Origin of the sequence: Synechocystis sp. LKSZ1, from assembly GCF_040436315.1 — a bacterium.
Lineage (GTDB): Bacteria > Cyanobacteriota > Cyanobacteriia > Cyanobacteriales > Microcystaceae > Synechocystis.
Genome location: NZ_AP031572.1, coordinates 434,081 through 458,776 on the forward strand (window position 1 = coordinate 434,081; position 24,696 = coordinate 458,776).

29 protein-coding genes are annotated in these 24,696 nt (G+C 51.7%); 19 read left to right on the forward strand and 10 right to left on the reverse strand.

What is annotated here, in order from left to right:
• Nucleotides 1–20 precede the first annotated feature (20 nt).
• Nucleotides 21–788: a M15 family metallopeptidase gene (locus tag ABXS88_RS02115; RefSeq protein WP_353673543.1), complete on the forward strand. Its 768-nt coding sequence runs from the start codon at nucleotides 21–23 to the stop codon at nucleotides 786–788.
• A gap of 174 nt (nucleotides 789–962) precedes the next feature.
• Here ABXS88_RS02115 and aat read toward each other — a convergent pair whose 3' ends face one another.
• Nucleotides 963–1,544, reverse strand: coding sequence for a leucyl/phenylalanyl-tRNA--protein transferase (gene aat / locus ABXS88_RS02120; RefSeq protein WP_353673544.1), 582 nt, complete (start codon nucleotides 1,542–1,544; stop codon nucleotides 963–965).
• Nucleotides 1,545–1,581: 37 nt separating this feature from the next.
• On the opposite strand from aat, the gene ABXS88_RS02125 reads away from it, so the two are divergent.
• Nucleotides 1,582–1,917 carry a hypothetical protein gene (locus tag ABXS88_RS02125; RefSeq protein WP_353673545.1) on the forward strand — a complete coding sequence of 112 codons (336 nt, stop codon included), beginning with the start codon at nucleotides 1,582–1,584 and terminating at the stop codon, nucleotides 1,915–1,917.
• A 12-nt stretch (nucleotides 1,918–1,929) separates the two neighbouring features.
• On the opposite strand, the gene ABXS88_RS02130 is transcribed toward ABXS88_RS02125, so the two are convergent.
• Nucleotides 1,930–2,400: an SH3 domain-containing protein gene (locus ABXS88_RS02130; protein ID WP_353673546.1), complete on the reverse strand. Its 471-nt coding sequence runs from the start codon at nucleotides 2,398–2,400 to the stop codon at nucleotides 1,930–1,932.
• 146 nt (nucleotides 2,401–2,546) lie between these two features.
• Between ABXS88_RS02130 and prfC the strand changes: the two genes are divergently transcribed.
• Together prfC and ABXS88_RS02140 are read left to right on the forward strand one after the other, a co-directional pair.
• The gene (gene prfC / locus ABXS88_RS02135; RefSeq protein ID WP_353673547.1) at nucleotides 2,547–4,187 is read left to right on the forward strand and encodes a peptide chain release factor 3; all 1,641 of its coding nucleotides are present in this window, start codon (nucleotides 2,547–2,549) and stop codon (nucleotides 4,185–4,187) included.
• 1 nt (nucleotide 4,188) lies between these two features.
• Complete coding sequence (locus ABXS88_RS02140; RefSeq protein ID WP_353673548.1) at nucleotides 4,189–4,419, forward strand: hypothetical protein; 231 nt, start codon at nucleotides 4,189–4,191, stop codon at nucleotides 4,417–4,419.
• 95 nt (nucleotides 4,420–4,514) lie between these two features.
• On the opposite strand, the gene ABXS88_RS02145 is transcribed toward ABXS88_RS02140, so the two are convergent.
• Nucleotides 4,515–5,138, reverse strand: coding sequence for a PIN domain-containing protein (locus ABXS88_RS02145; protein ID WP_353673549.1), 624 nt, complete (start codon nucleotides 5,136–5,138; stop codon nucleotides 4,515–4,517).
• Nucleotides 5,135–5,599, reverse strand: a complete 465-nt coding sequence (locus ABXS88_RS02150) for a hypothetical protein (protein ID WP_353673550.1) — start codon at nucleotides 5,597–5,599, stop codon at nucleotides 5,135–5,137. Before ABXS88_RS02150 ends, ABXS88_RS02145 begins: the two co-directional genes overlap by 4 nt.
• 92 nt (nucleotides 5,600–5,691) lie before the next feature.
• Between ABXS88_RS02150 and ABXS88_RS02155 the strand changes: the two genes are divergently transcribed.
• The 7 genes from ABXS88_RS02155 (at nucleotide 5,692) to ABXS88_RS02185 (ending at nucleotide 10,610) form a co-directional block, all read left to right on the forward strand.
• Nucleotides 5,692–5,841 carry a hypothetical protein gene (locus tag ABXS88_RS02155; protein ID WP_353673551.1) on the forward strand — a complete coding sequence of 50 codons (150 nt, stop codon included), beginning with the start codon at nucleotides 5,692–5,694 and terminating at the stop codon, nucleotides 5,839–5,841.
• Between the two features lie 74 nt (nucleotides 5,842–5,915).
• On the forward strand, nucleotides 5,916–8,360 hold the full coding sequence (locus ABXS88_RS02160; RefSeq protein WP_353673552.1) for a dynamin-like GTPase family protein: 2,445 nt from the start codon (nucleotides 5,916–5,918) through the stop codon (nucleotides 8,358–8,360).
• A gap of 82 nt (nucleotides 8,361–8,442) precedes the next feature.
• Nucleotides 8,443–8,886 (forward strand): KGK domain-containing protein, encoded by a 444-nt coding sequence (locus ABXS88_RS02165; protein WP_353673553.1) that lies wholly within the window; start codon nucleotides 8,443–8,445, stop codon nucleotides 8,884–8,886.
• 29 nt (nucleotides 8,887–8,915) lie between these two features.
• Complete coding sequence (locus tag ABXS88_RS02170) at nucleotides 8,916–9,284, forward strand: KGK domain-containing protein (protein ID WP_353673554.1); 369 nt, start codon at nucleotides 8,916–8,918, stop codon at nucleotides 9,282–9,284.
• A 9-nt stretch (nucleotides 9,285–9,293) separates the two neighbouring features.
• Nucleotides 9,294–9,587 carry a KGK domain-containing protein gene (locus tag ABXS88_RS02175; RefSeq protein WP_353673555.1) on the forward strand — a complete coding sequence of 98 codons (294 nt, stop codon included), beginning with the start codon at nucleotides 9,294–9,296 and terminating at the stop codon, nucleotides 9,585–9,587.
• Nucleotides 9,588–9,591: 4 nt separating this feature from the next.
• Nucleotides 9,592–9,834 (forward strand): HNH endonuclease signature motif containing protein, encoded by a 243-nt coding sequence (locus ABXS88_RS02180; protein ID WP_353673556.1) that lies wholly within the window; start codon nucleotides 9,592–9,594, stop codon nucleotides 9,832–9,834.
• A 329-nt stretch (nucleotides 9,835–10,163) separates the two neighbouring features.
• Nucleotides 10,164–10,610, forward strand: a complete 447-nt coding sequence (locus tag ABXS88_RS02185; RefSeq protein WP_353673557.1) for a SufE family protein — start codon at nucleotides 10,164–10,166, stop codon at nucleotides 10,608–10,610.
• On the opposite strand, the gene ABXS88_RS02190 is transcribed toward ABXS88_RS02185, so the two are convergent.
• Complete coding sequence (locus ABXS88_RS02190; protein WP_353673558.1) at nucleotides 10,607–11,542, reverse strand: NAD(P)H-dependent glycerol-3-phosphate dehydrogenase; 936 nt, start codon at nucleotides 11,540–11,542, stop codon at nucleotides 10,607–10,609. The two genes, ABXS88_RS02185 and ABXS88_RS02190, sit on opposite strands and share 4 nt — an antisense overlap.
• Nucleotides 11,543–11,593: 51 nt before the next feature.
• Here ABXS88_RS02190 and ABXS88_RS02195 point away from each other — a divergent pair, with 51 nt between their 5' ends.
• Together ABXS88_RS02195 and ABXS88_RS02200 are read left to right on the forward strand one after the other, a co-directional pair.
• On the forward strand, nucleotides 11,594–12,028 hold the full coding sequence (locus tag ABXS88_RS02195; RefSeq protein WP_353673559.1) for an NUDIX hydrolase: 435 nt from the start codon (nucleotides 11,594–11,596) through the stop codon (nucleotides 12,026–12,028).
• A gap of 58 nt (nucleotides 12,029–12,086) precedes the next feature.
• A complete protein-coding gene (locus tag ABXS88_RS02200) occupies nucleotides 12,087–12,494 on the forward strand; it encodes a hypothetical protein (RefSeq protein ID WP_353673560.1) in 408 nt (135 codons plus the stop codon).
• Here ABXS88_RS02200 and cobJ read toward each other — a convergent pair.
• Both cobJ and ftsH2 read right to left on the reverse strand, forming a co-directional pair.
• Nucleotides 12,481–14,307 (reverse strand): precorrin-3B C(17)-methyltransferase, encoded by a 1,827-nt coding sequence (cobJ, locus tag ABXS88_RS02205; RefSeq protein ID WP_353673561.1) that lies wholly within the window; start codon nucleotides 14,305–14,307, stop codon nucleotides 12,481–12,483. The genes ABXS88_RS02200 and cobJ overlap by 14 nt on opposite strands.
• A 144-nt stretch (nucleotides 14,308–14,451) precedes the next feature.
• Entirely contained in the window at nucleotides 14,452–16,335 is a 1,884-nt protein-coding gene (gene ftsH2, locus ABXS88_RS02210; protein WP_353673562.1) for an ATP-dependent zinc metalloprotease FtsH2, read from the reverse strand.
• A 261-nt stretch (nucleotides 16,336–16,596) separates the two neighbouring features.
• On the opposite strand from ftsH2, the gene ABXS88_RS02215 reads away from it, so the two are divergent.
• A complete protein-coding gene (locus tag ABXS88_RS02215) occupies nucleotides 16,597–16,977 on the forward strand; it encodes a cyclic nucleotide-binding domain-containing protein (RefSeq protein WP_353673563.1) in 381 nt (126 codons plus the stop codon).
• Here the strand turns inward: ABXS88_RS02215 and ABXS88_RS02220 are convergent.
• Both ABXS88_RS02220 and ABXS88_RS02225 read right to left on the reverse strand, forming a co-directional pair.
• The gene (locus ABXS88_RS02220; protein ID WP_353673564.1) at nucleotides 16,974–17,927 is read right to left on the reverse strand and encodes an RluA family pseudouridine synthase; all 954 of its coding nucleotides are present in this window, start codon (nucleotides 17,925–17,927) and stop codon (nucleotides 16,974–16,976) included. The two genes, ABXS88_RS02215 and ABXS88_RS02220, sit on opposite strands and share 4 nt — an antisense overlap.
• A gap of 9 nt (nucleotides 17,928–17,936) precedes the next feature.
• Nucleotides 17,937–18,395, reverse strand: a complete 459-nt coding sequence (locus ABXS88_RS02225; protein ID WP_353673565.1) for an ABA4-like family protein — start codon at nucleotides 18,393–18,395, stop codon at nucleotides 17,937–17,939.
• A gap of 58 nt (nucleotides 18,396–18,453) precedes the next feature.
• Between ABXS88_RS02225 and ABXS88_RS02230 the strand changes: the two genes are divergently transcribed.
• From ABXS88_RS02230 to ABXS88_RS02240, 3 genes are all read left to right on the forward strand, one after another.
• Entirely contained in the window at nucleotides 18,454–18,606 is a 153-nt protein-coding gene (locus ABXS88_RS02230) for a hypothetical protein (protein ID WP_353673566.1), read from the forward strand.
• A gap of 184 nt (nucleotides 18,607–18,790) precedes the next feature.
• Nucleotides 18,791–19,150: a DUF1815 family protein gene (locus tag ABXS88_RS02235; RefSeq protein WP_353673567.1), complete on the forward strand. Its 360-nt coding sequence runs from the start codon at nucleotides 18,791–18,793 to the stop codon at nucleotides 19,148–19,150.
• A 134-nt stretch (nucleotides 19,151–19,284) separates the two neighbouring features.
• Nucleotides 19,285–21,411, forward strand: coding sequence for a ComEC/Rec2 family competence protein (locus tag ABXS88_RS02240; RefSeq protein ID WP_353673568.1), 2,127 nt, complete (start codon nucleotides 19,285–19,287; stop codon nucleotides 21,409–21,411).
• Nucleotides 21,412–21,415: 4 nt separating this feature from the next.
• On the opposite strand, the gene dnaN is transcribed toward ABXS88_RS02240, so the two are convergent.
• The gene (gene dnaN / locus ABXS88_RS02245; protein WP_353673569.1) at nucleotides 21,416–22,591 is read right to left on the reverse strand and encodes a DNA polymerase III subunit beta; all 1,176 of its coding nucleotides are present in this window, start codon (nucleotides 22,589–22,591) and stop codon (nucleotides 21,416–21,418) included.
• A gap of 188 nt (nucleotides 22,592–22,779) precedes the next feature.
• On the opposite strand from dnaN, the gene ABXS88_RS02250 reads away from it, so the two are divergent.
• Together ABXS88_RS02250 and ABXS88_RS02255 are read left to right on the forward strand one after the other, a co-directional pair.
• On the forward strand, nucleotides 22,780–23,124 hold the full coding sequence (locus tag ABXS88_RS02250) for a hypothetical protein (protein WP_353673570.1): 345 nt from the start codon (nucleotides 22,780–22,782) through the stop codon (nucleotides 23,122–23,124).
• A 44-nt stretch (nucleotides 23,125–23,168) separates the two neighbouring features.
• Nucleotides 23,169–24,680 (forward strand): AAA family ATPase, encoded by a 1,512-nt coding sequence (locus tag ABXS88_RS02255; protein WP_353673571.1) that lies wholly within the window; start codon nucleotides 23,169–23,171, stop codon nucleotides 24,678–24,680.
• Nucleotides 24,681–24,696 lie beyond the last annotated feature (16 nt).

A 24,696-nucleotide genomic window follows, 5' to 3' on the forward strand; every position in this document is an offset into this window, starting at 1 on the left:
ACACGATTACGCTAGGCATTATGGGGAAAGTTAATCGGCCGCCACGGTCATCCAATCGTCAAGATACTGGAGAAATTCCCGAGATTCTGCGTGACGGGCCGACGGTCGCCAGCCCAAGCCGAGGGGGGGCGGTCTATGTTTGGTTGATGGGGGTCGCAGGGGCTTTACTTTTAGGCTTAGGCAGTCTGTGGTGGTTCCAATCTCGGCCAGTACCGGTCGTTCAATCAACCCCCTCCCCCCAGGCTAGTCCCCCCCCAGAGAAAATTGATAATATTCTCGGTCATCTTCCCTATGCGGAAGCGCCTGCCCAAGAATTAAAAGTCATTCGTGCCGATGGGCAACTGCGCCTACGGCGGACTGCTGCAGTTCAATTCCTCTCAATGCAAGCCGCCGCTCGGGCCAGCGGGGTAAATTTAGTCCCGCTGTCGGCCTTTCGTTCTATTGAAGAGCAGAATCGCCTATTTTTTACCGTCAAACAACAGCGGAACCAGGCCACCCGTAAACGGGCCGAGGTTAGTGCTCCCCCTGGTTACAGCGAACATCACACGGGTTATGCCCTTGATATTGGGGATGGTAATGTTCCCGCCACCAATCTCCTGGTTACCTTTGAAAAAACCCCAGCCTTCCGATGGCTCCAGGCTAATGCAGCCCGCTATAGTTTTGAGCTTTCCTTTGCCCCCAATAATCCTCAGGGCGTTAGTTATGAACCTTGGCATTGGCGTTACGTGGGAGACCGTCAGAGCCTAGAAACGTTCTACAAGGCCCGTAATCTTCCGAAGGCCCAGTAAGTATCTGTTTCGGTTAAGCAACTATAAGCATAGCCAATCAAGTAATGCTTAACCTAACCGTTGTAGTGTCGTGGACTGAAGAAAGGTACTAGTGCTGAGTTCAAAGAGAGTGGCAACGGCTGACTGCACCCCTTGTGTAGTAGAGCTTCAGAGATTTAGGATGGTCTACTAGGCCTACACAAAAGTACGAGGGAGTAGAAGGCTCTGGGCCAATAGCCTCTGGTAATGGGCTTCGTCGATAACGTAGGCCCCAAAGCGCTCTAGATGGGGGTTTTGCAGCTGGGCATCAAATAGGACAAAACCTCGCTGACGCAGACGCTGAACCAACATCACCATGGCCGCCTTGGAGGCCTCGGGAACCGTATAGAACATGGATTCCCCAATAAAGACGCCACCGATGCTAATTCCCAGAATTCCCCCGGCCAGTCGATCTCCAGCCCAGGCCTCAAAACTATGGGCCCAGCCGAACTGATGGAGCAATTGGTAAATCTCTAAAAGCGCTGGAGAAATCCAGGTACTCTCCCGGCCCGCACAGCCCCGACACACCCCGACAAAATCACGGTTAATGGCCAAACTGAAACGGCTTTGATTCAGAACCCGACGCAGGGATTTAGGATAGCGAAAACGATGGTCTAGGGGAATTAGAGCGTGGGACTGACTGGCATACCATCCCAACTGGCCCTGATCATCCGCCATGAGAAAATAGCCCTGGGCGTAGCCCTGTATAATGGATTCAACCCTTGCGCTTAGCTCCATTGGGTCTTGTTTTCCTTACTGTTCAGTTCTTGCAATTATGGCTGTTGACCCCATTGCTCCCATTACGCTTCCTCCCCTCCAGGATCCGGCGCAGGAAGGAACTTGGCTCCGGGAAGCGCTTCAGTCTTGGCTTAATAATGAATTTATTCCCGAGGCCATCAATACCATTATTGCGGAACGGGCCGCCCAAATTTTTGTGCGTCAACGCCTCGAAGGGGAAAATGACCTGGGGTCACTAGTAATTGCCATTGTGACAGAAATGCAGGCCTTTGATTTTCGGGAAAGTTTCTACAGCGAGTTTGCCATCGCAAATGCCGTTAGTGACCTCATTTTAGAGAGCTTGGGCTACGACCGCTGTTGTGGCCAGTCCTAGACTCATCCGGCTTTAAAACAGGGCCAAATAATAGGAATTGACCCACCCTTCTCGGCCCGTCACCCGACGATTCGGGCCCTGAACTACGCGCACGTAGGCCCAGTTGCCCTGTTGTTCTAGAATTTGAACTACATTGCCATTATTCAACCCCGCAATGGCTCGACCATTGGGGCTAGCCCGTAAAGCCAACTGGCCCTGGCGAATCCCCGTCACTCGGGCCCGGTTCCCCGTCGCCGCGGCCCCCTGGAAACGAATCTGGCTCTGGTGGATATAGCCACCACCACAGGCATCGGTGTAATACCACAGGCCTTCTTTTTGATAGACCGTAATTGAGATCCGACGAGATAAAGTACAAATAATGGCTCCATTGGGAGTATTGCGCACATTGGAAGGGGGGGCAATCACAACGGCCGTTGATTGGGCCAGGGCCGGGGCCGCCAGCAAACTCCCAAAGATAGGCACCGCCAAAATGTATCTCAACATAAACACTCCTGAAGGTAAGAGAAATAGACATTGCCTAAGCTAGGTCTAGCTTAAACGAGTCTGATTTTCTTTCACCCAACATAAATCGATATAATTATGGATCTCTACTGACGATTCTAGGCCTGACCTGTCCTAATTTTTAAGCTATGACCAGTGACCTCCTGCGTGAGCTGAGCCAAGCGGTACAGCAACGTCGTAACTTTGCGATTATTTCCCACCCCGACGCGGGTAAAACGACCCTCACGGAAAAACTTCTGCTCTACGGCGGGGCCATTCACCAAGCGGGATCGGTCAAGGCCCGTCAAGCCCAGCGCAAGGCCACCTCTGACTGGATGGAAATGGAACAACAGCGGGGGATTTCCATTACATCTACCGTGCTCCAGTTTGCCTATCAGGATTTTCAGATTAATCTCCTCGATACCCCTGGCCACCAGGATTTTAGTGAAGATACCTACCGGACGCTGGCGGCGGCGGACAATGCGGTGATGCTGGTGGATGTGGCCAAGGGCCTAGAACCCCAAACCCGCAAGCTATTTGAAGTTTGTCGGCTCCGTTCCCTACCCATTTTTACCTTTGTTAATAAGCTAGACCGTCCCGGCCGCAGTCCCCTGGAATTGCTCGATGAAATTGAACAGGAACTCGACCTGCCCACCTACGCTGTCAACTGGCCCATCGGCATGGGCGACCGCTTTAAAGGCCTGTTCGACCGTCATACCCAAAAAATTCACCTCTTTGAACGACGGGCCCATGGCAGCCAGGCCGCTTCGGAAACCATCGTCAGCTTAGAAGATCCCGACATTGAAACGATTCTTGAGCCCGACCTCTACGCCCAACTGCTAGAGGAACTGGAAATGCTCCAGGAATTGGGGGGAGAATTGGATCTGGCCCAAGTCCATGCCGGTAAGATGACGCCGGTATTCTTTGGCAGTGCCATGAGTAACTTTGGGGTGCAATTGTTCCTCGATAACTTTTTGCACTACGCCCTCCAGCCGGGTGGCCGCCATTCCTCCCTCGGCGTGCTAGAGCCGACCTATCCTGAATTTACGGGCTTTGTCTTTAAACTCCAGGCCAATATGGATCCCAAACACCGAGACCGGGTGGCCTTTGTACGGGTTTGTACTGGCAAATTCGAGAAGGATATGACCGTCAGCCATGCCCGTACCGGCAAAACCGTCCGTCTTTCCCGGCCCCAAAAGCTCTTTGCCCAAGACCGGGAATCCATTGAAGAGGCCTATCCGGGGGATGTGATCGGCTTAAACAATCCTGGGGTCTTTGCCATTGGCGACACTATCTATATCGGTCAAAAACTGGAATACGAAGGCATTCCCTGCTTTTCCCCAGAACTCTTTGCCTACCTCAAGAATCCCAACCCGTCCAAGTTCAAGCAATTTCAAAAGGGCATTCAACAGTTACGGGAGGAAGGGGCCATTCAAATTATGTCTTCCCTGGATGAATTTCGTCGGGAACCGATTCTAGCGGCCGTGGGCCAGTTGCAGTTTGAAGTGGTGCAATTCCGTCTGCTCACCGAGTATGGGGTGGAAACCCAACTGGAACCCCTGGGCTATAGTCTGGCCCGTTGGGTCGCTGGTGGCTGGCCAGCCCTGGAGAAGGCGGGACGCATCTTCAATACCCTGACGGTGAAGGACAATTGGGAGCGTCCGGTGCTGCTATTTAAAAATACCTGGAATCTTCAGCAGGTAATAGGGGATCATCCCGATCTGCAATTAACCGCCGTGGCCCCGGTGGGCTCCGGCCTGCAACCCCTCGCAGTGGCGGGAGGACAATAAGATGCCTCGTCGGCCCTTGAAAATAACGCTTCCGAAAGGTCGTTCCGGGCCGATTAATGGCAAATTGACTCTGATGTTGTTGGCCATGATTTTAGGCCCTTTGACCCTCTGGGGGACGACCCATTCATTCAACCTGACGATGATGGCCCTGAGCACCTTTGCCTTGGCCTATGTCAGCAAGGGCCTGCGTCGTCGGATGGCAACGGGAGGCCAATCCTCTCGACAAAATTAATTTCGTAAACAACCAGAACCAAAATCAAAGCCAAAGCCAGATTAATACTTTAAGAAATTCTAAAAAGTCTACGTTGGCTTCCTAACGACCAAACTTTATGCCCCTGCCTGCTTAGATGGTAATTGTGACTGAACAAAGTTGTATCCATGATCAAATTGTGCAATCATTCGACAGTTAAATTGTTTAAGTTCATCAATGATATCTGGACTATCAAAGTCTTTGGAGTTTCGATTTAAAAAGCAAGCCTGCTCTGGCAAATTCTGTCGTAAATGGGTAATAACTGATGCATATACAAGGGCGTCCTGGGGTGTTAAGTCGTAAGTCGTTTCATAGGAGGCAGCTTCCCTCAATATATTGGCATTGAGTTCAACAATTTCTCCAACATTAAGAAGACGATCGCGACATTGAACAAAACGATGCCTTTCTTCCTCGTTACTCTGAATCATCAAGCTAGCAATATCCTGAATGCTCTTGATACGACTGGCATAAGAGGCTGTGCGTAAAAGCTGACGCAACTCGGCATCCAACGACTGTTGGAGTTCTCGACGGTTTCGTGCTTGGCGGCTCAGTTTCTCATGCGGTTCAGCAAGGCTATAAGCTGGAACGATAAGCTTTACGTTTCCTACTTCACAAAGTTGTAAAATCTGTTCACAACTTGAACACTGCTCTTGCCCAAAGGTTAGCTCTAGAACAAAGTTTGTCTCAACATAAATATTCACGCAACCGCCTCATACTCAAGTGCTCCTCCAACCAAGGCAGTATAAAGTCCTGACTCAATTAACCATTGTTGGGACGCATCAAGGCTCTCAGGCAATTGATTAGAATGAATTATTTCTCCAAGCCAAGTGGCAACGATGAGTTCTAGACTTGCTCCACTGATTTGGTCAGCAGTTACACCTGCCCGCTCCAAGTAGGGTTGAAGAATTGGGGATGCATCAATAGTGTAGGTTGGTTCGCTCTGATCGTGATAAGCCTCCGCCTTAGACCATAGGTAAAATTTATCTGGAAAAACCATCAAAAAATATGGAGCTTTCGGAAAAGTTCCATGCGCTAGAATATTTCGACGTAGCTTTGTGGCCCACTCTGGCGATACGTTAGTTTTGCGCTTGATCTCAACGACAAGCGTTAGTTGACCGTTACGATTATCAACGGACAAGTCCCAACGAGCATTAGGTCTCATACCCATAATTTAGATTTGCCTGCGAAATCGCTACCCACTATTGAAGGCTTATATCATTGTAATGCTAGCTTCCAACCAATGGATTTTCAGGCATGTCCTCATCGAGATCTCATGCCCTCTGGGGGACGACCCATTTGTTCAACCTGACGATGATGGCCTTGAGCACTTTTGCCCTCGCCTATGCCAGCAAGGGCCTACGTCGTCGTATAGCGGCCGGTAGCCAATCCTCCCGGCAAAATTAATTTTCGTGAACAATCAGAACCAAACCTAAAAGGTAAGTACATACTCAAAGGGAGTTAATCCCTTAGAACTTACCATGACTGATTTTTCCCCTCAATGCCAATCACTGAGAGAACAGGTCAATCAACTCCTCGAACTGTTAGCTCAAGAACCCACCCTACGCACCCAGCAGAATATCAGCACGATTGAAACCTCCCTGAGCAAGGCCCTTTCACCCCGTTTTGAAATTGTCTTTGCCGGGGCCTTTAGTGCGGGCAAATCAATGCTCATCAATGCACTGTTAGAAAGAGAACTGCTCTACAGTGCCGAGGGCCATGCCACCGGAACCGAGTGCTACATCGAATATGCTGAACCGAGCCAAGAGCGTGTCGTCCTTACTTTCCTGAGCGAGACTGAAATTCGAGAACAGGCCCTGGCCCTCTGTCAGCGTCTGCAACTCCGGGGTGATTTTAATATCAATCAACCGGAGGCCATCAAACGCCTCAATGAGGCCTGCACTAAAATCATTGACGATGAGGGAGGAGAAAGCAAATCCGACCGAGCCAAACAGGCTAAGGCCCTGCTGTTACTATTGGAAGGCTTTAGCCAAAACCGGGAACGAATCCAGACCCTGGGAAATGCCACCTTCTCGATGGAGCAATTGAACTTTTCCAATCTCAGTGAAGCCGCCAGCTTTGCCCGCCGGGGGGCCAACAGCGCCGTCCTCAAACGCTTAGATTACTTTTGTCACCATTTCCTCTTAGCCGATGGCAATGTCCTGGTGGATCTACCGGGGATCGATGCCCCCGTTAAGAAAGATGCGGAGTTGACCTATCGCAAGATTGAGCACCCTGATACTTCGGCGGTGGTCTGTGTTCTAAAACCGGCGGCGGCGGGCGATATGACCACAGAAGAAACGGATTTACTAGAACGAATTCGCAAAAACCCCGGTATTCGGGATCGGGTTTTCTACGTCTTTAACCGCATTGATGAAACCTGGTATAACACCCAACTCAGGCAACGACTAGAAAGTTTGATTCAATCCCAGTTTCGAGACAGTGCCCGTGTCTATAAAACCAGTGGTCTGCTCGGTTTCTATGGTAGTCAAATTAAGCATACCAACGGTGGCAATCGCTTTGGCCTGGACTCCATTTTTGCGGAAAGCGTAAAGGGAATGGGGGGATTAGAGGAAACGCCTCAATTTGTCAGTGAGTTTAATAACTACTGTGCCAACTCCGGCAAACTCCTGGCCCGGACAGAATTCAAAGTTTCGGTGAATGGCTACGAAACCCCGAATGAAAACTATGTGCGGATTTTAGCAGATTGGGGCCAACCCTTGATCAACCAACTGATCCATGACAGTGGCATTGAAACCTTCCGGGAAGCCATTACGCGCTACCTCACGGATGAAAAATACCCTGAACTGTTCACCCATCTGGCCCACGACCTCCAGCCGCTTTGCATCCTGCTCCGCAAATTTTACCTGGACAATTATCGAGAGTTGGATAGTCAACCTCGGGAAATCGAGGCGATGAAGGTGCAGGAACTCACTCGCTTAAACCAGGAAATTCAGGCCCTGGGGGCGCAGTTCAAAGACTTCATTGCGGAGCAAGTCAATAACATCGTGATCAATGCCGATCCTGAATTTGATGAAGATTTCCTGAAGCTCAAGGCCCGCATGATTACCCATCTCGATGAGTTGATTAGCACCTTTTCGGTGATAGATGCCTATAGCCGTTCAACTAAGAATCATCCTCGCAATACTATTGCGCCCTTTATCGCTGTTTTAGTCGAGGCTTTGTATTACTTAGCCAATAAGCTAGAGGATACATTAATTGCGGGTGTAGAGGTCATTGTCGCCAACTTCTTCCAACGCTTATCTAAACGATTGCGTTCAGCGGATTGTTACCGCAATATTTATCGTCTGCTAGGCAATGATGGCGGTATTGAAACTCACTTACAACAGCTCGAAGATCAGGTCAATAAGGCCTTAATTCAAGCGGCCCGAACCGAATGCGACCGCTACGTGCGGGAAAGTCCTCGTTTTTATGATGAAGGTACATTTTCGATCTATCAATTTCGGCAAACCCTACAACAGGCCAGCCAAGGCTATGATGCCCAGGCCATGGTGGATGCAGAGCCGGCTATTCGCCAATTACTGAAGCTCGATTTTGAGCCCAAGGTTTTTGATACTGTCCGCAAACACTTTCGGCAGACAATTAACAATGGCATAAAAACCCATCTATTACCGATGACCGATAAGCAAGCCGATAATCTACTACAACAGTACGATGTTGCCCGGGCCTATCTAGAAAAAACCCTAGAGCAAGAAGCAGAGGAAAAAATTGCCCGTAATTCTCGTTTACAGAGTGAAATCAAGCAAAAAATGGATCTCTATGAGCAGAGCGTCACGGGAATTAATGAATGCTTGAAATCAATGCAGTTGACCTTCCAGTTACCGGGAATTATTGCCTCAGATTTAACGGAAGTAGTTCCTGCGTTACCAGAAACTTCTGTTGAAGCAGGAGAATTAGCTGGTTAACTAATTATTTTGTAAACTATGAGAGGGTAGCTTGATAGAATAGTTACCCTCTTAATTTCAGGTTTTATCAAGGTAATCAACTATGGAAATAAAATATGATAGCTATCTTGATAGCTTGCAAGACGATGATATTATTGAACAACCACAGGTGATCGAGCAAACGTATGATCATCGCCGTAATGATAAATATCGTAACGAAGTTGTTTACCGAGGTGCATTATTTAAAGCACAAGATGTAAAGCAAAAAATAAGTGGTGTATTTACATCACTGATTCCATATCAATTTTCTTGTCGATTGGATGTCAATAATAAAGAGGTCAATGGTTACTTTTATAAGCCGGACAAATTATTTGGTGAAGGATTGCAGTGTCGTATTTTAAGGTCTAACTCTGAAGGGTGGAAGTCTGGAAAAATAAAAGTGAATGTAAATATCAGTATTGAGTTTATTCCTGATGAACCTGAAATAACTGAACCAGAATCGCCTCTAGATGAAATTCGCCGTGAAATTAGCCGATTACAGCAGTAATCAATTATTCATATCAGGGAGAATAAGCAATGAAACTCGAATATAATGAATATCTTACTAACCTTCAAAATGATGATGTCTTACGACAAGGGGAACAACTCTATCTGATAGAGAGGATCAAGAATGCTTTTGAAGAATCGTTTGATCAGGATGGTTTACACAGGGTGATCGATCTTTTGCGAAGCAAGGGAATAACCTGGAAATTTTCATCTGTCAATAGCTTATTTGAAGAAGGTATTGATTGCAAGATTTTAAGAGTTGGTTCTCCAGGATGGCAGTCTGGTAAGTTCAAGGTACATATTTCAGTAGAGTTTATTCCTGATGAACCTGAAATAACTGAACCAGAATCGCCTCTAGATGAAATTCGTCGGGAAATTAGTCAATTAAAACAGGAGTAATAAACAATTATGAAAAAGCATCAATTTGTAAATCCAGAAGATGTCATTTCAATAGCTGAGATTGACAAAATAGCAATCAAGCATAAGACATTTACAGTAAAAGAATTTATGCAAAGCTTTCTTCAATATATAGGCAATAGTGAGCCAGGGAAAAAGTGGTGCTTTGATGGTGTTGATTGTGAACTTTTAGCTCCTGGTCAACCATGGCGTAAAGGTAAGATCAAGATCACTTTAGAATTTATCCCTGAAGAACCCGAATCGCCTCTAGATGAAATCCGGCGTGAAATCCAGGACAAATACTAAACCAATGGGCAAAAGTAAACGCATTCCTATTCCCCCGGCAGTTCGAGATTACGTCTTCCAGCGAGACCAGTACCGTTGCCAAAGTTGTGGCTGTTTTCAGACGGAGGGCCTATTGCAAGTAGATCATATTATTCCCCTCGCTCAGGGAGGCAGTAATGATTTGAGTAATTTACAAACTCTCTGCCAATCCTGTAATCTCCGCAAAAGTAGTCGTTTAGATCCTCGTTTTCAACGTCGCTACAACTGAAAGAATTTAGAATTCTGAGAACTAGACCCAAGGCCCTTCAGGGAGAGGATCCGATATTGGTCTTGTAACGATGGATATAGCGCTAAAATGCTTACTGGGCAAAAATTTAGAGCATTTAGTTATCATTCCCTTGAAAACCTATTTCTGGCAAGAGCCTCAGGTGTCTATCCTTACTTTTGAAGACCAGTGTTGAACTTAGTGAATCCAGAATCCTCGTTGTTTACGGCGGGGAGTGTCAACTAAAGAGCAGGGCTCACTTCCTCTCTTTTTCCCAAAAGTAAACGCATTAGAATAAATTGGAAGACTGTCTATATTGATCAGCCATTGCAATGACTCTCGTTCTCCCCCCTAATCTGGCCAAAATTGTCGAACGCTTCCAGCGCCACAGCGCCCCCAAGAAACGCTACGAACAACTCCTCTGGTATGCAAAAAAATTAGAGGCCATGCCTGAAGCGGCTAAGACGCCGGAGAATAAAGTCCAGGGCTGTGTTTCCCAGGTTTTTATTACCGCTGACCTCACAGACGGTAAAGTCTGGTACCAGGGTGACTCCGATGCCCAACTCGTCAAGGGCCTGGTGGCGCTGCTGATTCAGGGCCTAAATGGTTTAACGCCAGAGGAAATTAGCCAGATTACACCCAATTTTATTGAAGCCACGGGTCTGCAGGTGAGCCTGACTCCCTCACGGGCCAACGGTTTTTACAATATTTTTCAGATGATGAAAAAAAAGGCCATTGCCTTTCAACTGGGCCAGAACTTGGCCGATGTGGCTCCCTAAGAAGGGTTAAATTCCGCCGTTAGGTCGCGGGCCATCAAATTTTGTACCGCTAAGGCCGGACTCAGTTGGCCCTGGAGTAGGGCCGCGACTTGGGTGGTAATCGGTAAAGAGAGATGGCGATCCTGGGCAATTTGCATCAGTACTGCGGTGGTGTTCAGGCCCTCTGCGACCCCTTCACTTTCTTGAATGATCTGTTCTAAGGATTTGCCTTGCCCTAGCTTATAGCCCACTTGGTAGTTGCGAGACAGGGGACTATTGCAGGTCGCCAGCAGGTCGCCCAAGCCCGAGAGGCCAAAAAAGGTTTCTGCTTTGGCCCCCAACACCGTTCCCACGCGGATCATTTCCGGCAGGGCCCTAGTCAGGAGCGCCGCCTTGGCATTTGTACCCAGGCCTAGTCCATCGCAAACTCCCGCCGCAATGGCCATCACATTCTTGAGGGTTCCCCCTAGTTCCGTCCCTAGGGGGTCGGTATTGATGTAGACCCGCAATCGTTCCGAGGCAAAAACTTTTTGCACCGCCAGGGCCGCTTCCCGTTGGGCACTTGCCACTGCTGTGGCCGTGGGTAGGCCGGCTTCAATTTCCTTGGATAAATTTGGCCCGGAGAGAACCACCAGGGGATTGTGGGGAAAGGCCTGCTGCCAGAGTTGAGACGGCGTTTGGCGACGAATGGGATCGAGGCCCTTAGTGGCGGTGACGATAATTTGACTGGGATCGAGACCCAGCAACTGGAGTTGTTGAATCGTCGGCCAGACCCCCTTCATCGATACAGCGGAAACTAGGATCGTGGCTCCTTCAATCACGTCTGCGAGGGGTTGAGGGCTATGGCGAGACCAACTCTGGACGGGGTGATGGCTGGCCCGCACCAAATTAGTAAGGGCGGTTCCCCAGCGGCCAGCACCGATAATCGTAACGTTAGGTTTAGGATCTGCCATAGCGGATGGAGTTGATAGGATAGAGTATCCTTGGTCTTGCCTTAAAAAATTATGACATTCCGCAATCCTGCTCCCACGGTTGATCTCATTATTGAGATGGCCGACCAGCCCCATCGTCCCATTTTGCTAATCGAGCGGAAAAATCCCCCCCATGGTTGGGCTTTGCCCGGCGGTTTTGTGGACTACGGCGAAAAAGTGGAAGCGGCCGCCCTGCGCGAGGCCCTGGAGGAAATTTCCCTGCCGGTAGAATTAATCGAGCAATTTTATGTGTATTCCGACCCCAGCCGAGACCCCCGTCAGCATACCTTGAGCGTGGTTTTTATTGCTACGGCGGTTGGCCTGCCGAAGGCCGCCGATGATGCTCAGAAGGTGGGAATTTTCGACCTGTGGGAACTGCCCCAGCTATTGTGCTTTGACCACCGGCAAATCCTGCAGGATTATTTGCAGTATCGTTATTACCAGCGTCGGCCCTGTCCGAGGGCCTGAACAATAATTCCCTAGTTTGCAGGATTACTTTTCTGCCCCCACGCCCCTAACGGAGAACATGATGCGAAATTGGTTGTTCATTCTAAGTGGCTGCCTGGGCCTGGCCCTCCTCTGGCTGGTGGGTTTTAATGTTCCCTGGAAGGCCCTTCCCCCCAAAGTCCAGGATCTCCCTAGCCCTGCTCCCAGTCCGGCCATGATGGCTAGCGCTGTACCTGAAACCCTGGTTCAAACCGTTATTCAAGACTTGGCAACGACCGCTAAGATTCCGCTGGAGCAGATTAAACTGCGGTCGGCCCAGCCTCAAACCTGGCCCGATGGTTGTCTGGGTTTAGCCCAACCCGATGAATTCTGTACCCAGGCCCTGGTGTCGGGATGGCATTTAGTGCTGGAGCAGGGCCAAAAAACCTGGGTTTATCGTACGGATCAGACGGGCAACAATCGACGTTTGGAATCTAGTAGCCCCTAGGCGTAATCAACCACCCTTGGAAAGGATAGGTTGAGCAATTGCCAATCAAAACAACCGTCAGCATATCAATGGAATGCTCCAGCAAGGTGGCCAGGGTTGTTTTGATAATTTGTTCGTCGGCCCGATAGGCGGAACGCACCAGGGCCACGGGGGTATCGGGGGAACGGTGTTGTAGGAAAATCGTTTGGGCCTGGACAATTAACTCACGGCGTTTTTGGGACTGGGGATTATAGAGGGCCGTGACGAAATCTGCCTGGGCCGCGGCCTGGAGACGTTGCAGAATTTTTTCCCTAGGGGTCAGCAAATCACTGAGGCTGATGGCGCAGAAATCGTGCATTAGGGGGGCCCCCACCCGGGCGGCGGCGGCCTGGAGGGCCGTAATTCCTGGAAAGACCTCCACCACAAGGGTTTGGCCATCCCAGTTTTGTTTTTGCAGTTCTTCAAGGGCTAGACCGGCCATGCCGTAGATGCCGCAATCGCCGGAGGAAACCATAGCCACCTTCAGGCCCCATTGGGCTAGGGCGACGGCCCGTTGACAGCGTTGACGCTCCTGGGTAATAGGAAAAGCCTCAACAATTTGGCCGGGTCGCTGGAGGGGTTGGATTAAATCGAGGTAGAGCGAGTAACCAATCAGTACATCAGCCTGGCGGATAGCTGTGCGGGCCGCTGGTGTTATTTGGGCCAGGTCTCCCGGCCCTGTACCAATCAACCACAGGGCCCCGTCTCGACCAATCAATTCCTGCTCTGCTTCGGCAATGGCGATGGTAACGGCTTCCGGGCCGTCTTTAAAGATTTGCTTGGGCACTAACAGTTTAGCTGGCCCATCGGCCTGGGCGGCGGCTAAGGCGGCAGCTTCGGCCACGCTAGCGGTTCCCACTTCCTGGGCAACAATGGGGGAAGGATTAGGCACCGGAATGGTATTTAACTGCTCGGGGGTAAAGGTGTGTAGCGCCAGGCCCTGGCTTTGGCAATAGTCTAATAGGCCCACTTCATCCGCTTTGAGGTCGAGGCTGGCAATCCCGGCCAGGGCCAGGGGGGCCAACTGATATTGGGTCAAGGTTGCCTGAATGGCCTGGCGAATCAGTTGCACTGAGGTTCCCCGCACACAACCCAGGCCGAGCCACAATACTCGGGGATGCCATTGCACCAAAGGTATCTCACTTGCTGGGGCCAAATGGGCGCTGATCCATAGTCGGGCCTGTACCTCCTCCGCCGGAGACTGCCACTGAAAAGCATGGTCGGCGGGCAAGGCCCTTTGCCAGAGAGTTGAACCACTGTTTTGCTCCACCAATACTGATTCCTGACGAGCCAACACTGCACTCACCGCTGTCCAATCACCAGCTCCTCGCCGCCATCCCCAGGGCTGACCCAGAGTGTCAATGGCAGGCATTTGCAGGGCCTGGGCGGCCCCCGTCAGAATGGCCCTGGCCCCCAGCCAATCCGCCAGGCCTTGGGCCAAACGGTCAGCCCCTCCCTGGTGTCCCCCGCAGAGACTAATCACAAATTGGCCCTGGGGATCCATCACCACGACGGCGGGGTCTTTGTCTTTGCTCTGCAATAGGGGTGCAATCAGACGCACCACGGCCCCTGTGGCCAAACAAAAGATCAGGCCCGATGCTTCTGACCAAACCTGGGGTAGATACTCCCGCAATGAACTTTGGTAACGAATATCATCCTCACAGGCCTCCAACGAGTCGGGTAAATGCAGACTGGCCCCCGTGGCCTGGCAGAGAGGCCGCAGAATTTGCAGGCTCTGGGGAGTGACGGTGAAGGCCGCTAGGGGCTGAAAGTCAGAAAACAAAGTCGAGGCCATAAGAACCAAGGGAAAACTTTACTGTATCGGTTTTACCGGGCCGACTCCAGAGGAACTTCGCTAGCATCCGGCCAATAAAAATCCCCCACGATAGCGCAGGGGATGAGCTAATCGCCGCTGGGTTAACCCCAGACGACGGAACCCTTAGAGTTGAGGAACAAACTGCTCTTTTTCCGGCACAACGGCGTATTCGGCCACAATTTGACGGAATTCTTCTCCATCAATGGTTTCTTTATCGATCAAGAGATCCACCAGGCGGTCAATCACTTCTCGGTTATCCCGAACGATCTGACGGGCCATCTGGTGGCCTTGCTCTGCTAAGGCCCGTACTTGGGCATCAATGCGGGTCGCAACTTCTTCAGAATATTCAGCGCGGTTCATCAGACCGCCACCGAGGAATACTTCTCCCCCAGAACTTTCTAGGGATAGCGGGCCAAGGGGACTCATACCAAAGCGCGTCACCATCTGCCGGGCCATTTCCGTGACCTGTTGTAAATCGCCGCCCGCCCCGGTAGTGACTTCATCATCACCAAAGACTTCTTCTTCTGCGGCACGACCGCCCATGGCCCCGGCAATGCGGGCCATTAATTGGGCCTTGGTGGTTAACCCTTGCTCTTCGTTGGGGGTAAACCAGGTCAACCCCTGGGCCTGGCCCCGAGGAATTAGGGTTACTTTTTGCACGGGGTCGTGGTCCTTGAGCAGAGTGCCCACGATCGCATGGCCGACTTCGTGGTAGGCAATCAGCCGTTTACTCTTACTGTCCACCAGGGGCGTGCCTTCCATACCAGCCACTACTCGGTCAACGGCATCATCAATTTCGAGGAGAGTAATGGCTTCCTTGCGACGACGGGCCGTGAGAATGGCCGCTTCGTTGAGGAGATTAGCCAAATCGGCACCGCTAAAACCGGGGGTACGACGCGCCACGGATTCGATGGAAACCTCTGGGGCCAATTTTTTGTTGCGGGCATGGACTTCCAAAATCTCCTTGCGGCCTTTGAAATCCGGGGCATCGACGATGACTTGGCGGTCAAAGCGGCCGGGACGCATCAGGGCCGAATCTAAGACATCGGGGCGGTTAGTGGCGGCAATAATAATAATGCCCGTATTACCTTCAAAGCCGTCCATTTCCGTCAGCAGTTGATTGAGGGTCTGTTCCCGTTCATCGTTCCCTCCGCCAATTCCGGCCCCCCGTTGGCGACCGACGGCATCAATTTCGTCGATAAAGATTAGGCAAGGAGCGTTTTCCTTGGCCTTTTTGAACAGATCTCGCACGCGAGAGGCCCCGACCCCGACAAACATTTCGACAAATTCAGAGCCAGAAATACTGAAGAAAGGAACCCCGGCTTCGCCGGCAATGGCTTTGGCTAACAGGGTTTTACCTGTTCCAGGAGGGCCTACTAATAGTACCCCTTTGGGAATTTTGGCCCCGACGGCCGTAAAGCGTTCAGGCTGTTTGAGGAAAGTAACAACTTCTTGGAGTTCTTCCTTGGCTTCGTCGATCCCGGCTACATCATCAAACATAATGCCGGTTTTGGCATCCATCTGGAAGCGGGCTTTGGATTTACCAAAGTTCATGGCCTGGCCTGGGCCACCGGGCAAATTATTGGAGCGACGGAAGAGGAAAAAGAGGGAACCAATCAGTAGAACCGGGAAGATCAGGTTGCCGAGGAAACCCCAAATCATGCCGTCGTTGCGCACAGGATGAGAATCCAGACGGATATTAGCCGACCGAAGTTGGGAAATCAAATCCGGGGCATTGAGGGGGAGATCAACGCGGGAGCGGAGGACACGCCCTACATCGGGGTCGCTCACCTGGACAATGGCCGTCCGGCCACCTTCGTAGAGGTCAACGCTAACAATCCGATTGGCATCGAGATACTCCAGGAAGCGCCCGTAGGTCATGCGGGTGTTGGCTGTATTGGCTCCCAAATTATTACTGTTGTTGGCAAAGGCGCCTTGCCAGAAGAAGAAACCCACGACTAGCACGGGTAGTGACCAAAGTAAGACGGTTCTCCAAGAAAGTTTCATGGTTACTTTTTTAATGAAGGGAATAAGACGCTTGTATATTTTTTTAAGGACTAGTTCAGAAACTTGGCCATGGCAAAGGGGATAAACCTAGATGATCTCCTTCCAATTGTCAAGTTCTTTAGCATAGGTTATTCCTAGTCGTGCAAGAATCTTAACTAAATTTAACTTAATTCTCAGAATTCTTGCAACTGGCTCAAAAGTCGGTAGGATTGGGCCAAGTTTCTGTTTGTCTGCAACGGCCGTCTAAAGCTAAGGAGTCTTATGTCTTATTTGATCGATACGGTAAAAATCTTTGAAACGGGGAAGGTGCAAACCTATGGCCCTGGAGAAGTAATCTTCCAAACGGGTGAACAGGGTACCGGTATGTACGGCATCCTGGCGGGAGAGGTCGAAATGCAGGTAGACGGCCAGACCGTTGAAACCCTTACCAGCGGTAATGTTTTTGGTATTGGGGCCATTGTCCACCCCGACCATCTGCGAGCCTCAACCGCCATCGCCAAAACGAACTGCCAATTGGCCTATATGGATCGAGAACACTTCTTGTTTGCTGTTCAACAAACCCCTATGTTTGCTCTGGAGGTGATGCGGAGCTATTCCGACCGTTTCCGTCATCTCAAGGCGGCTACCGTGAAAGCATCCTAACAGCGTTGGCGCAGAAAGGCCAAGAGCTTCTCAAAATGACCGGGAAGCGGGGCCAGAGCCGTAATTTCCTGCTGGCTCAGGGGATGTATTAACGTCAGTTGGCGGGCATGCAGGGCCTGGCCGGGCAGATTAACCCCCAGGGAACGGCCGGTGCTGTAGAGGGGATCACCCACCAGTGGATGGCCCATTTCCTTACTGTGGACACGAATTTGGTGGGTACGGCCCGTTTCCAAATCGTATTGCAGGAGGGTGAAGTTACCCAAGCGCTCTAGCACCCGCCAATGGGTAACGGCTTCTCGGCCGCCCTTCTCCGGAGAGACAACCCCCATTTTGAGGCGGTCGCCGGGATGCCGGCCAATGGGAAGACGAATCGTGCCCGTATTGGTCTTAGGCACGCCATAGACCACGCCCCAGTATTGGCGGCGGGCCGTTTTAGCCTTGAGCTGGGCTTGCAAGGACTGGAATGCACCGTCGGTTTTAGCCACGACCATGGCCCCTGTGGTGTCCTTATCCAGGCGATGCACAATCCCTGGCCGTTGGATGCCCCCAATGCCTTCGAGGTTGGGGCAATGGGCCAGAAGCGCATTCACCAAGGTTCCATCGGGGTGGCCGGGAGCAGGATGAACCACGAGACCTGCCGGTTTATTGAGGATCAGAAGCTGTTCATCCTCGTAGAGAATCTCTAGGGGAATGGCCTGGGCTGTCAGGGCCAGGGGTTCGGCAGGGGGAATGATTACCTGGAGGTGGTCGCCCCCCTGGAGTTTATGCTGTTTTTCTTGGCAAATAGCCCCATTGAGCCGAACCTGACCCGCTTCAATCAGTCGTTGCAGTCGGGCCCGCGACAGGTCGGGGTATTGCTGGGCTAACCAACGGTCTAGGCGGTCTCCCTCTTGCTGGGGCGGGTAATCAATGTCTAGGGTAATCTCGGAAAGAGGTGCGGTATCAGCCATGCTCGGTGTCTAAGGTGCGGGTTGCTCCTCCGGGGAGGTTACAACAGCCGGGAAAAAGCGCGAGACAATGGCCGCGGTGAGGAAATGGGACAAGAGACCAAGGGGGCCAGCGAAGAGACACAACAGTAGGGAGTGAATCGTCCAAACCCCGGTTTTTTGGCCCTGTTCGTAAATCCAGCGACCCGCAAATAAATCCATGACCAGATAGTGAGTCCAACCCGCCGCCATCACCTTTTCATTGCTAAAGGCCCGAGCAATATCAGCTAAATTGGGACTGGCCAGGGCCTCTGCTGACTCAGGACTAAGGGCAAATACGAAAAAGTAGAGATAGACCAGGGCCAAGACAACGAAGGGAATAACCGAGCCCATCAGCCGTTGGGTCCATTGCCAGCGAGGGAAAAAAATCATCAGGCCCCAGAAGGGCAACACAAAAAGATTAGCCAGGTTGAAGATTAGCTCAGTAGTCATAGGAGGTGGCTTGGGCCAGGATTACCGACCCCATCAATGTAACATTCTCTTTACAGGGATGTTAACTTTCTCTCATCATTGGCACTCCTCATCGCCGTCCCTGGGCATGATGGAAAAAGGCATCAATGTAACCCCCTTTGGCCCGCTAGCAGGCTCCCCACCGGGGGAAGCGCCCTGTCTTCATTGCCTTGTTCATCTGAACGTTCCCTGACAGTTCCCCCAGCAAGCGTAATGATTGATACGAGCGCTCCCAAGGAATTCGAGCTAGCCTGGGTGTATCTTTCTCCTCATCCCACTCTTTGTGCTTGTTTCTGAGTCGTTGTCATTGTTAGCTGGAGAAAATCTTAAAAAAGTATTAAGATTCCAAAAGAGTCGTCTATTTAGCAGGAGGAAAAGTGTTTACCCGATTGGCCCAACAACATCGAGAATTTGTGCAAGACCTGGTGATGAATCTCCAGGCCCTAGCGACGGTACTAGAAAATCGAGGCTTTCTGGCCTCCTGTTACACCTGCGGTAGTCAACTCAACAGTGCTTCGTTCATGGTGAGTTTAGGAGAGAACCACCTGATCCGCTTCCTGGTCTCTGACTACGGTATTACCTGGACAGAAATGCGCGATGACCGGGAATTAATGAAATTAGAAGGGGCCGAGGCCATTAGTCAACTGGAAGAACTCGCTAACTTAATCAAAGTACCGGCCCCAGTTTTTACCGGTGCCCAGACGAAGGCCGACCGTCCCGCCCTCTTGACGGTTTAATCCTTTTCATGACTTGTTCTTTCCCTTAGGCAAATTTCTAGGGGCCAGAGGCGTCAATCATCACCAATCGAGACATAATTTAGCTAGCCGACCGGCGGCTTTTCCTCTGCAATGTTGATGATGATTCCGATGTCATGCTTCTCAATCCTTGGGCGATTATCTGTCTCACCTACCTAGCGGGATTGCTGTCCACGGCATGGCTCGGTTTATCTCCTGCCCCCAGCCAGTGGATGGGTTTGAGTTTAGGCTGGCTGTTGTTAGCCGGGAGCGCCGCAATTTTTGGCCCCCGTCGTTGGCCCAGAGGGCCAGGGTCTTTGTTTTGGCTGAGTTTGGCCCTGGTTGCACTCTTGGCGGCGGGTTATCTGCAATGGCGTCTTCCCCAACCGTCGGCCCAGGATATTAGCCAGGCCCTGCAACCCAAAGCCACAATTCAGCCGACCGTAACAGTGGTGGGTCACCTCCTTGGCCCTGGTCAGGAAAATGCCCGGGGCGGTCAACAATTTTGGTTAGCGGCGGAACTGGTACAAAAGGAACCGGATCTCCAATTCCGCTCAACGACGGGCCAGTTGTATATGACTTTGCCCGCCGCTGTGGCCCAGCAATGGCTTGGCTGTGAAAAAATCCGGGTAACGGGCCAACTCTACCAACCCCGTTCTCCTAAAAATCCCAGTCAGTTTGATTTCTCTGCCTACCTCCAGCGACGGGGGGTATTTGCGGGTTTGCGGGGCCAAAGGGCCGAGACGGCTGGCCAGGGTTTTTGTTGGCCGGCCCAGTTGCGCCAGCGCATCGTGCAGGCCCAGAGTCAGGGATTACCCAAGAATACGGCGGGGATTAGCCCCGAGGGCCAATTGCTCAGTTCCATTGTGCTGGGCCAAAAAGCCGTCAGCCTCCCCTATGGCCTGCGGGCCCTGTTTTCCCAGGTGGGGCTATCTCATCTGCTCGCCGCCTCTGGTTATCAGGTGTCGTTGCTAGTGGGAACGGTCTTGAGTTGGGGCCAATCCCAGCGGCCCCGCTATCGTTTGGGTTTGGCCCTGGGGATCTTGCTTCTGTACTTGATGCTGACGGGTCTCCAGCCCTCCGTGGTTCGGGCGGCCCTGCTTTGGCTGGGGGTGATGGTTGCAGTTGTGAATGAACGTAAGCTCAATCCCCTGGGGGCCTTGCTTCTGGTGGCGACGGCGATGACTCTGGTCAATCCAGTGAGTATTTGGGACTTGGGATTTCAACTGAGTTTTTTGGCCACCTTGGGCATCCTGGTGACGGCCCCCTACCTCCAGGAGAAATTAGATTTTCTTCCCCCTAAAATTAGTGAGATTATCTCAGTGCCCTTGGCGGCCACCCTCTGGACAACACCCCTGCTCATTGGGCAGTTCAGCCAATTCTCCTGGGTGGCCATTCCCCTCAATATTATTGTTACGCCGCTGATTGAACTGTTGAGTTTAGGTGGAATGCTCAGTGCCCTGGGGGCCCTCCTTTGGCCAGGCTTGGGAACCCTGTTGGCTCTGCCCCTGCTCTATCCAACCCAGGCCCTAATGTATCTCGCGGAGATGGGGAGCCAATTTCCCGCTTTAGCCGTGGGCCGGGTCGCCGGTGGACTGGTCTTACTCCTCTACGGGGCCATGATTTTGGTTTGGCAACATACCCCTTGGCGACGCTACTGGCTAGGGGCCTCCCTAGGCCTCTGGGCCTTGGTCTTTCTGCCCCTGACCTACCAGCAATTTCTCAGAACCCAAGTCATTGTTTTCCATACACCCCAGCAACCGGTACTCCTGATTCAACGACAACAGGCGCTAACTCTGATTACCGATGGCCAAGACCAGACCGAGGCCTTTGTCTTGCAACCGGCCCTGGCCCAAAATGCCCTGAACCAATCGCCCTGTCGTCTGAGTTCCCAGGAATTGTCCTCGGCCTGTCCTTCGGTGACGTGGCTCAGCCAACAACCCCCGATCCTGGAATTTACCCTGCAACAAAAGCGGTGGTGGGTTCTTTTAAAACGCTTAGAGGCCAAGGCCCCCATCCCCGCCCTCCCCTCTCGTCCGGATGTTTTAGTCTGGACCGGGAAATTTATGCCCCAGGCCTGGCTAGAGGCCTTGAACCCGAGAACGGCCATTGCGGTGACAGAGCACGTCAGTCAACGCACCCGTACCATCCTTAAAACTCAGGGAAGTCAACTTTTGGTAACAGGAGAAATGGGAGCAGTTCTCTGGACGCCGCACCACGGTTTTATGGCTGAGCAGGAACGTTGGCAGGGCCAATCGGACTAGCCTGTTAGCGCACAATCTGGACAGGCATCACCAGATAGGTCATTTTTAGGCCTCCCAAGGGAGAAAAAATCACCGGCTGATTGCCTTCATTTAACTGCATCTGGATGTCATTACTGGGCAGGGCCTTGAGGCCATCCATTAAATATTTAATGTTGAAGGCAATATCCCCCGCTTCTCCTAAAATATCGGCGGGCAGAGATTCCTGGGCATTCCCCAAATCCTGGGCTTCAACGGCTAATTGCAGTTGATTGCTGTCCGGCAAGAGGGAAAATTTCACCAAATTATTTTTTTGATCCGCCAGCACCGACACCCGCTCCAAACTACTCAGGAGGCGTTTGCGTTCCATGCTAGCCGTGCGACGAAAACTGCGGGGAATAAGCTGCTGGTAGGCGGGATAGGCCCCCTCCAGTTTGCGACTGGTCAACCGTTGGTCTCCCAGCTCAAAAATGACTTGGGTATCGTCCACATAGAGGGAAACTAAATCACTATCCTGGCGGGTGGACAAAATCCGCTCGAGTTCCCGCAGGGCCCGGGCGGGAATCGTGACAGAAAAATCCTCCAAATTACTGCCCTGAACCACCGCTTCGCCATCTTCTGCAGGGATTTGGGTGGGGGCCTCTACCACGGCAAGGCGGTGGCCATCGGTGGCGGCAAATTCTAAGCTATCGGCAGTGCCTTTGAAATGAACCCCAGTTAATACCTGTTTTGTATCATCGGTGCTAGCGGCAAACAGAGCCCCCCGCAGACCTTCATTCAGGGCGGCCACCGGGAGCATCAGGGGCGTTACCGCCTCCACCACGGGTAAATTGGGATATTCCGTGGCACTCAGGCCCCGCAGTTGAAATCGGCCCGAATCAGAGGTGAGGGTCGCTGTAATGCTATCGCTATCTTCGGTGGTTTCTGCCACTGCCAGGGTCAAATCTCCCTCCGGCAAACGGGCCACAATCTCGCTGAACAGCTTAGCCGGCAGGGTAACTAGGCCCTCTTCCTGCACATCAGCGGAGAGACTAGTTTGAATCCCCAAACTTAGATCAAACGCGGTCAGGTAAAGACGGCCCTGCTCGGCATCGGCCCGGAGGAGCACATTGCCCAGGATGGGATGGGAGGGACGAGACGAGACGGCCCGGCTAACAAGGGCAAGATTACTGTTAAGGTCGCTCTGGCGGCAAAGGAGTTTCATGGGATACCCAGGAGAAGAATCGCAATGTGGTCACAAGGATCGATTATCTTAGCGGGATCCGGCACCTCCCACGAATTGTAAACAAATATTACGATTCTGCCGTCATACGGGCTTGCTGGCTTGACAGGATAGTGTTGGGTGGTTAAATTAGGCTACTATACCCGTTGGGTAATCTTATCTAAAGTGCTATGCAAGATAAGCAAAAGGTCACACTCTATCTCCCACCGGGAATCCATCGGCAGTTAAGAATTCGTTCTGCCATTGATGCTGAATCCATGTCAGCTATTGTAGAACGAGCAATTGAGTTCTATCTCAAGCACCCTGAGCAGGTGGAGGCGGAAAACGTCGCCGCCTACGGGAAAACCCACCAAGTGCATATTTGTCCAGAATGCGATGCCGCCCTGGTCATGCGTGACGGTCAAATGGTTTCCCTCAAAAATCAGCCCAGTGTCCTCACCGATGAATTTCCCCTGGAAGTTCCCGAAGGTATACCGATACTCGCAGAAGATGACAAGGTCTTGATTCCCTGCTAGGTTCCGGTTTTTTCCCTGTCCTTTCCTCTCCCCCGGTCGATCCCATGAAAGAAGAGCTCAGTATTCTGGTTCAAGCTCAATACCCCTTGATCTACTTGGTTACGGCTGAGGAAGAGCGGGCAGAGTCAGCCATTGCTAAAATTGCCCAGCAACAGACCCAGCATCAGCGGGTATTTATCTGGACCGTCACCCGCGGCTTTCAGGAGTATGGCAAGGCCCCTCAGACTACCCAGCATAATACCGTTTCTCCCGAAGCGGCCATCGAGTGGGTTGTCCGCCAGCCAGAAGCAGGAATCTTCATTTTCAAGGATCTGCATCCGTTCATTTCCTCTCCCGCTGTGACCCGTTGGTTACGGGATGCCATCGCTAGCTTTAAGGGAACAGAAAAGCTTATTCTGCTCATGTCTCCCTCCCTGGAGATTCCCCTAGAACTGGAAAAGGACATTGTGGTCTTGGATTTTCCGTTGCCAGATCTGCAGGATCTAGATGAGGTGCTCCGGGGCCAGTTGAATCAGACCCAGGTGAAACGCATTTCCCTAGAGGCCCGGGAAAAACTGCTCAAGGCCACTCTAGGACTAACCAAAGACGAGGCCCAAAAGGTTTACCGTAAGGCCTACGTCAAAGCCGGCCAGCTGACTGAGCAGGAAGTCGAAATCGTCCTGTCCGAGAAAAAACAACTAATCCGGCGCAATGGCATTCTAGAGTTCATCGAAGAGGATGAGACCCTGGCGGCGGTCGGTGGTCTAGAGGAACTCAAGCACTGGTTGACTCAACGCTCCGATGCCTTTACCGAAAAGGCCCGGGAATACGGTTTACCCCAACCCAAGGGGATGCTGATTCTCGGCGTACCCGGCTGTGGGAAGTCGTTAATTGCCAAAACCACCTCCCGTCTCTGGGGCCTGCCCCTATTGCGGTTGGATATGGGCCGAGTCTACGACGGCTCCATGGTAGGGCGTTCCGAGGCTAATCTCAGAAATGCCCTGAAAACCGCAGAGTCCATTTCTCCGGCGATTCTCTTCATTGATGAATTGGACAAGGCCTTTGCTGGTGGTGCAGGCTCTGGAGACTCGGATGGGGGAACCTCTAGCCGCATCTTTGGTAGCTTTCTGACCTGGATGCAGGAGAAAACCTCGCCGGTGTTTGTCATGGCCACCGCTAACCGAGTGGAACGACTACCAGGGGAATTTCTCCGCAAGGGCCGCTTTGATGAAATTTTCTTTGTCGATCTGCCCACCGCTGATGAACGCCAGGCTATTTTCCAGATTCATCTGAGCAAGCGTCGTTCGGATATTGGTCGCTTTGATGTTGCGCAATTAGCTAAGGTCTCCGATGGTTTTTCCGGGGCAGAAATTGAGCAGGCAATTATTGCTGCCATGTACGAGGCCTTTGCCCAAGACCGGGAGTTTACCCAACTGGATATTATCGCGGCGATTAAATCGACCCTGCCGCTTTCCCGCACCATGATGGAGCAAGTCACCGCGCTACGAGATTGGGCTAGACAGCGAGCCCGGACTGCTTCCGCCTCCGTTGCTGAATACCAGCGATTGGAGTTCTAACAGGCTTTCTTCTGCC